We start from the raw sequence: 7,257 nt of genomic DNA, 5'->3' as shown, positions 1-7,257 counted from the left end.
CTGGGAAACCCTGGCTCAGCCCATCGCCCCGATCAGCCTTGACCTCGCGGCTTGATCAGGCCCAAATCCCCATGCCCGGAGGACGCCGCCGGAGAATTTCCACCAGATTCGAGACACGACCGGCAAGCCTGTCGCGTAGCTTTTCTGGATGCCAAAGTACAACCATTTTTGGTATTTCGAACCAGGTGAAGATCACTCGCTGGTTGTGACGCCCTGCGATCAATTCCACACTTTTCGCGTAAAATATCGAAGATAACCGAAGCTGTCAAAAATGCCGGAAAGCGCCAGTGCAATAGGGCGGAGTATGGGATTTTTGAAGGCTTCGTGTAGATTTCCACGCAGAAGTGAGCCGGATACACGGATAATTTCCACTGAGATTTGAGCCATGTGACCCTTTCCTCAGCGCGATGCGCAGCCCGCCCGTATCGCCGCCTCCGCGTCCTCACCCTCGGCCAGAACGATGGCGGGAGTCCCGTCGAAGCGCAGGCGAAGCCCGTCCTGCCCATCCATCATCGGTTGGGTCGGATTGCCGTCCAACGCGACCTCCGCCAAAACCAAACGATCGCCGTCCCGTGCCGAAACCAATGCGCGCGCGGCACAAGCGCCGCCCGGTACAAGCGTCTTGCGTCCGAACAGAGCGCCGTGGCGCAGTTCCACGCCGGGAGAAAGCCCCACCGGGTCCCCCTCTTCGGCAAAACCCGCAACGGTGATCGTCGCGCCGGTGCCAAGCTCGGCCACGCGGTCGGGGTCGATCCGGACCAGCGACGCGCCCGGCATGGCCAGGGCATCGATCAGCGGTTCGGTCCGGCGGCTTTCGCCGGCGGCCTCCAACACCAGTTCCATCTCGCGAGGGCCGCCGCCCAGACCGCCCTGATCCTCGGGGAATCCGATTCCCAGCGCGCCCAGCTCTGCCGGCGCCCGCCAGCGTTCGGCCAGATCGGTGTCTCGCGGCCCGGTCTGCATGAAACGGCTAAGGGTATCGCGCAGGATGCGCTGCTCTTCGGTCAGTATGAAGTCCATCAACCCAGAGCACGAAGCTGAGAAGGTATGGATGTCGAGGTTTTCACCTGCGGCGGCGAGTTTCCGTCGCAATGACATAGGTATGCGCTCTCCCAGATCAACATACGGTTCTGATAGGATCTCAGGCTTCGCAGGGGGCGATCTGGGGGTAGTCTATTCAGCAACCAAGTGGTTCATCCGGGGGTAAGCCGATAATCTCGGCATGGAACTTGGCGAGGCAGATGGTCGTGTGACTCGCCTGCATCCAGGCATGGTGAACACGCCATTCTTTGCCCAAGGAAAGCCGGGCCGCGTCCTGCTGCCGCATCTGCCGGTCTATCCGAAGCCGGAGCAGCCCTGATCCGAGCGGGGCTGCTCCGGCGACGCGCTATTACGACCAGGGGGTCACGAGGTATTTCTCCCCTGTCTTCATCGCACGGTAATCGGTCACGGCCTCCTTGGTCAGCATCTCGTCGAGATTGACGCGCTTCTTGTAGTGGCTGGCGAAGGTGGTCGTGAGATTTTCGCGCACGCGCTGGCGCATGCGGCTGACGGTGTCGTTTCCTGCCGATTGTAGAAAGGGAAACAGCAGCCATCCCGAGAGCGTCCAGCCGAAGCCGTAGCTCGGCGACAGGGTCGTTGAGCCGGTGTCCAACCGTCCGTAGATGAACATACGCTTCGGCTGGTTCGAGCCATAGCGCGAATACTCAGTCATCTGGCTCACCGCGACCTGCTCCATCGCCTTGAAGGCTTTGTCGACCGAACGGCCACCGCCGATCGGGTCGAAGCCGTAAAAGGCGCCGGTGTCGTCGATCGCGGAGCGTAGCTGATCCATGAAGTCGTCTTTCGAAGAATTGACGACATGCGTGGACCCAAGCTCTTTGAGCAGATCGACTTGGCTGTCCTTGCGAACGATATTCACCAGACCGAGACCATCCTCCTGGCAGATGCGGGTCAGCATCTGGCCAAGGTTTGACGCCCCGACCGTGTGAAGGATCGCGTCCTGCCCGTCCATCTTCGCATTCTCGGCGAAGCCCAGAGCAGTCATCGGATTGACGAAGGCGCTGGCACCATCCTCGGCCGAATGATCGCCCAGTGGTAGGCACATGGCGGCGTCGGCGATACAATATTGGCTGTAGGCATTGCCCGGCACACAAGAGACGCGCTGTCCCATCAGCGCCTTGGCGGCGTCACTGTCGCCGGCCGCGACCACCGTGCCCGCGCCTTCGTTCCCAGCAGGGAGCTTAAGGCCGTGACGCGCCTTGGAGCCCAAATTAAAAGGCTCGGGCATCTTCGCGATGAACTTGCCCGGCGAATAGCTGGCGTTTTCCATATCCGCTGCGCCGACCAGGATAGCGAGGTCCGACGGGTTTATCGGCGCTGCCTCCATCTTCACAAGGACCTGGTTTCCGGTCGGTTCGGGAAAGGTTACGTCCTCGATCGCTACGCTGAGCGTTCCGTCCGCTTCCAACGTCGTGAACAGTTGCTTGCCAGTGGTCGCCATGTCGATCTCCAGATTTCAGTGTTTTCGATGAAGCGTTTCCGTCGAACCGCAGGATGAACCTGAGCGCAACCTTGCGAACCGGCCCCCATTGGTCCCTCGTTCATAACGAGAGGCTTCGGGTTGGATTTTGGTAGTTGGGTTCGCCGTCCAGGGCAAGCGCGGCTGGTGCGGAGCCCTCAAATTGCTTAGCGGGGTCTCCATCGGCGTCGATAGAGACCCCCAAAAAACGCTAAAAAGCGTTTTGATTTCAGATCATTTATCCGGATCCAGATAGGGGTCACACTTCGACGCTGTTTCACACTCAATGCGCTGCAGCATCGAATAGACCACCGTTTTTGTCCCACAGAGAGTACATTAACCGGCGTAATGTACTCTCTGTGGGACAAAGTGACGACGGTCTTTGCACGCAAAGCGATGCCACAAAGAAGGTCAAGAAGTGGAGCGCCAGCCCCTGTAGCCGCGATAGGGGATGTTCATGGGCAGCGTCTTTTGGCCGCGCGAAAGGGTGCTGGGTTCAGGCACAGCCCAGTCGAGTCAGACTAGGCGCAACAGGCTTTCGACGAAACCGGTCGTTTGCCGCAATGCCACCGGAAGCGGCATAAAAGCGTGACAGATCCAAGGGGCTTCGGCAGTTCCTGTTCAAGGACAGCATCAAAGAGTGAGAGCCAAACCGCAAAGTGGTCCCTTTTGACGTCGGCCGCAGCCGCATGAAACTGCATCGGATTGCCGTGATAACACCGCTCCAGAAAAAGCGCGTTGCGCCAGAACCGCTTGATCTTTGCCTCGTGCGGCGGCCAGTCTTCCACATGGGCTGCAAAGACCGGCCCAAGCACAGGGTCAACGCGCACGCGGTCGTAGAACTTTGCCACGATCGTTTGAATTTGAGCCGCAGTGACCGGAAGGCGCGGCGGGATATTCAAACCACGAAAATCCAGACGACGATCAGGCTAAGCACCAAATAGACAAGCGTGTTGACCATCCAGCGCAGCAATCCTGCCTCCCCCTCCGGATCGACGCCCGCTTTTTCGCAGACTTTGGTACCTGGCCACAGGAAGGCTTCGGTAATTGTCATGAGAATCTCCCTTTTATGGTATTTATAATGCGCATTATGTAGCACTGTTAATTGCGCATTTCAAATGCTAAATATAGCGACATGCAGCTGGACAAATTTACCGACTACGCCCTGCGGATTCTGATGACACTGGCCGTGCGGGCACCCGCGCGTGTCCCGACATCGCAGATCGCATTGCTTTATGACCTGTCAGAACATCACCTTGCCAAGGTCGCGACACAGCTTGTTGCTGAAGGCTTTGCCCGTTCCGAGCGCGGGCGCAATGGCGGGCTGACCCTTGGGCGCCGCGCTGACCTGATCAGCATAGGCGACGTGGTCCGGGCGATGAAACGCGATGACCCGGTGGTGGAGTGTTTCGGGACAAACAAATCCTGCCTAATCCTGCCCGCTTGCGGGTTGAGGGGCCCGCTCGCCCAAGCGCAAGAGGCGTTCTTTGCCACGCTTGACGGGTATGCCTTGGCAGATGTTGTGCAGCCTCACAGCGCATTTGCGGCGCTCTTAGATGTATGAACGTTTCATCGGCGTGGCTGCTGGCGCCTTGATGACGGACAGTTGGTCATCGGGCTGGCGTGTGACGTCCTCACTTGGCCTTTCGCGCCCTCGCCCCCCCCTTCCGGCCGACGTGACTTTGCATCGGCAGCTTTTGCGCTTCTCAGACGTTCACGCTGCCTGCGGAGAAAGGCGGCTTGCAGCCCTTCCACGACATTCGTGTTCGGCGCAGCATGAGGCGGCGCGCCGGCAGGAAGGGCGGAAAGCCGGCATTCGCCGCAGGTGCTCGGGTCTGGACTCTGGGAGGCAAAAGCAGCCTTTCATGGACTGAAACACCTGATCACCCATGCTACTCCCTTTTCCAAGGGCCGCGAAGCGTAGGGTTGTCACCCTCACGTCGGTGAAATGGCCTTTCGCGACAGTCTCGACCTTGGCGCAACTCCGGTTGGTTCCAAGACAGGCATAGAACTGATCGGCGCAGGGTTGCTCGGCTTTGATGGTATCACGAAAATGTTGGAGCCTCTCACCCTCCAATGGATTGACAGGTGTCCTTGTTTTCCCCAAACACAAAGTATGCAGTCCAAGACACCCCTTTTTGCATGTCTCAAGGCGCTCTCTTACCTTGTGATCACTTGCGCATTGGTGTTCTTGCCACCTTCGACAGCCCACGCTGCATCAGGCATGCACAGCAACCAGCAGGTCGCGTCAGTCAGCGCCGATCACACGGTTGTCGAACATGCGCATGGCGCTACCTCCCTGATTTCCAAGCATGACAAAAGCGGCTCTGCTTCCAAAGCGGATCATGAGGATCAGGGGACTGGCCAGTGTTGCAGCGGCATCTGCGTTTCGGGCGTTCTCACCGAACCCGGAGCCGCATTTGTTGCTCATGCCACGCGTAGCAAATACCTGATGCTTCATGGCCGCACAGCTTCGATCAAACCGTCCGGTTTTCTGCGACCTCCCCAATATCTGATCTGATCCAAGGCCCTTAGCAGGGTTTTCGCTTCGCGCATGTCCGTGCGCGAACCCGATGTATATCAGTCAGGTTACCAACATGAAATTTCACCCATTTGTGGGGGCGTCTGCCCTCGCACTCGGCGCATGTGCCTACGAGCCGGCGCCACTGCCGAATGTGACAGCACAACATGCGGTCACCAACACGGCAGTATCCTCACCGATCAAATATCAAGACCCCTTGGCAGGATACACCTATCGCGGCCCCACCGGCCCGCGCGACTGGCGCTCGGTCAACCAAGAACAGTCGGAGGGCAATTGATGCGCGTCAGGAACCTCCCTCTTGTCGTTGGTTTTCCGTTGATCCTTGGCGCTTGCGCCAGCGCGATTCCGGGAACCTACACCGAGCCCAAGGCAGGGTTTGCCAATGTGGCGAGCCAGACCGCGGCGGTGATCGGAAAGCGAACGGCATTTGCGCAAACTCAGGCGGAAAACGAAGCCTTGAGCCGCGAAGTGCGCGCCATGGTGCAGCGCAAGACGATTTCGGCGGATACCGCCGTTCAGGTTGCCTTGCTCAACAACAGGGGCTTGCAGGCCGCATACGCGAATGTTGGGCTGTCAGCCACCGATGCATGGCAACAGGCGACGCCCGAAAACCCGATCGTCTCGATCGGAGTATTAGGCATCGGGGCCGCCGAACTGGGCGCGTATCGCGCGATCGAAAGCATGATCGCGACCAATATTCTGGATGCCAAGACCCGCAAACAGCGGGTCGCATTGGCGGATGTCAATTTCCGCGCGGCACAGCTGACAGCGGTAAACGACACGCTCACCCTGGCCAATCAGACGCGGCAGGCCTGGATCAATGCGGTCGCTGCCTTCGAAACCGCAAGTTATCTCAAACGGGCCAAGGCCACATCCGATGCCGGATCCGAACTGGCGCGCAAGCTGGGTGAAACAGGCGCGCTGAACAAGGCGGGCCAGGCGCGGGAACAGGCCTTCAACGCTGAACTGGCAGGGCAGCTGGCGCGGGCACGGCTGAATGCTATCCGCGCCAAGGAAGATCTGACCCAGCTGATGGGGCTGTGGGGGGCGGACGTGGATTACTATGTGCCCGACGCCTTGCCCGCCTTGCCACGTTCTGTGGGGCGGATCACCAACGTCGAAGGCAGGGCCTTGCAAAATCGATTTGATCTGCGCGTGGCCAAGCTGGGCCTTGAGGCGCAGGCGGCGGCGTTCGGGCTGACAGACCGGACCCGGCTGGTAACGGATCTTGAACTCATCGCTGGCTTTGAGGCCGAGCGCGAGGCGGTGACTGGCGGGACGAGCACTGAAACGACACCGCAGATCGAATTGGAGTTTGCCATTCCGATCTTCGACACCGGTGAGGCCCGGATGCGAAAGGCAGAACTGGCCTATCTACAGGCGGCCAATGTGCTCGCCGAAAAGGCTGTCAATGTGCGCTCGGAAGCGCGCGGCGCCGAGGCCGCCTATCACGCGTCCTACAAGATCGCGCGCCACTACCGCGACGTTCTGGTGCCACTGCGCAACACCGTCGAGGAGGAGGGGCTGCTGTCCTACAACGGCATGATCACCAACACATTCGAGCTGCTGGCGGACGCACGAGAAAAACTCGGCGCATCGCTCGAATCTGCCAATGCAAAGCGTGAATTTTTCATGGCTCAGGCTGATCTGACTGCCGCGATCTACGGCGGTGGCTCAGGCAGCGGCAGTGCCGCATCAGAAGGCACAACACTTGCCGCCGGTGGCGGCGCAGGACACTGAAAGGAAGATGACATGATGAACAGACGTCAACTACTCGGGGTCGGCGCCGCGGGGGCCGCGCTCGTTTCCTCCCAGGCATGGGGCAAGACCACGAATATGGGTCTGCCTGAAGCGGCCCAGATGGACACGGCCGCTACGGCGATCACGCCACGGCCATCAACGGGGCCTGACTACACGCCCGTCGTGACTTTGAACGGCTGGACCTTGCCCCACCGAATGAACAATGGGGTCAAGGAGTTTCACCTCGTTGCTGAACCGGTGGAGCGCGAGTTGGCGGACGGCATGATCGCGCATCTGTGGGGCTATAACGGACAGTCGACAGGCCCCACGATCGAGGCGGTCGAAGGCGACCGGGTTCGCATTTACGTGACCAACAAGCTGCCGGAACACACGACCGTTCACTGGCACGGCATGATCCTGCCCTCGGGCATGGACGGCGTCGGCGGGCTCAGCC

Annotated in this window: 9 protein-coding genes and 1 pseudogene; 5 read left to right on the top strand and 5 right to left on the bottom strand. The window is 59.8% G+C overall.

The window, feature by feature from the left end:
• Positions 1-399 precede the first annotated feature (399 nt).
• Positions 400-1,098 (bottom strand): acyl-CoA dehydrogenase family protein, encoded by a 699-nt coding sequence (locus E1B25_RS21615; protein WP_132831640.1) that lies wholly within the window; start codon positions 1,096-1,098, stop codon positions 400-402.
• Between the two features lie 124 nt (positions 1,099-1,222).
• On the opposite strand from E1B25_RS21615, the gene E1B25_RS22305 reads away from it, so the two are divergent.
• Positions 1,223-1,360 (top strand): hypothetical protein, encoded by a 138-nt coding sequence (locus E1B25_RS22305; protein ID WP_165937729.1) that lies wholly within the window; start codon positions 1,223-1,225, stop codon positions 1,358-1,360.
• A 30-nt stretch (positions 1,361-1,390) separates the two neighbouring features.
• Here the strand turns inward: E1B25_RS22305 and E1B25_RS21610 are convergent, their stop codons facing one another.
• The 4 genes and pseudogenes from E1B25_RS21610 to E1B25_RS22300 form a co-directional block, all read right to left on the bottom strand.
• A complete protein-coding gene (locus E1B25_RS21610) occupies positions 1,391-2,503 on the bottom strand; it encodes a zinc-binding dehydrogenase (RefSeq protein ID WP_132831639.1) in 1,113 nt (370 codons plus the stop codon).
• A gap of 447 nt (positions 2,504-2,950) precedes the next feature.
• A pseudogene (locus E1B25_RS21605) lies at positions 2,951-3,091 on the bottom strand (transposase); the annotation flags it as partial.
• Entirely contained in the window at positions 3,043-3,423 is a 381-nt protein-coding gene (locus E1B25_RS21600; protein ID WP_206338612.1) for a group III truncated hemoglobin, read from the bottom strand. The gene E1B25_RS21600 and the pseudogene E1B25_RS21605, both read right to left, overlap by 49 nt.
• Positions 3,420-3,575 (bottom strand): hypothetical protein, encoded by a 156-nt coding sequence (locus E1B25_RS22300; RefSeq protein WP_165937728.1) that lies wholly within the window; start codon positions 3,573-3,575, stop codon positions 3,420-3,422. Before E1B25_RS22300 ends, E1B25_RS21600 begins: the two co-directional genes overlap by 4 nt.
• Before the next feature lie 81 nt (positions 3,576-3,656).
• On the opposite strand from E1B25_RS22300, the gene E1B25_RS21595 reads away from it, so the two are divergent.
• The 4 genes from E1B25_RS21595 to E1B25_RS21575 all read left to right on the top strand — a co-directional run.
• Complete coding sequence (locus E1B25_RS21595; protein WP_132831638.1) at positions 3,657-4,085, top strand: RrF2 family transcriptional regulator; 429 nt, start codon at positions 3,657-3,659, stop codon at positions 4,083-4,085.
• A 552-nt stretch (positions 4,086-4,637) separates the two neighbouring features.
• Positions 4,638-5,042 carry a hypothetical protein gene (locus E1B25_RS21590; RefSeq protein WP_165937727.1) on the top strand — a complete coding sequence of 135 codons (405 nt, stop codon included), beginning with the start codon at positions 4,638-4,640 and terminating at the stop codon, positions 5,040-5,042.
• A 297-nt stretch (positions 5,043-5,339) separates the two neighbouring features.
• Positions 5,340-6,803, top strand: coding sequence for a TolC family protein (locus E1B25_RS21580; RefSeq protein WP_132831635.1), 1,464 nt, complete (start codon positions 5,340-5,342; stop codon positions 6,801-6,803).
• A 12-nt stretch (positions 6,804-6,815) separates the two neighbouring features.
• A partial coding sequence (locus tag E1B25_RS21575) for a multicopper oxidase domain-containing protein (protein ID WP_165937726.1) occupies positions 6,816-7,257 on the top strand: 442 nt, incomplete at its 3' end.

Source organism: Antarcticimicrobium sediminis (assembly GCF_004348975.1).
Classification (GTDB): domain Bacteria; phylum Pseudomonadota; class Alphaproteobacteria; order Rhodobacterales; family Rhodobacteraceae; genus Antarcticimicrobium; species Antarcticimicrobium sediminis.
Note: the sequence above shows the minus strand (reverse complement) of the source record. Positions and strands in the feature narration are given on the sequence as shown.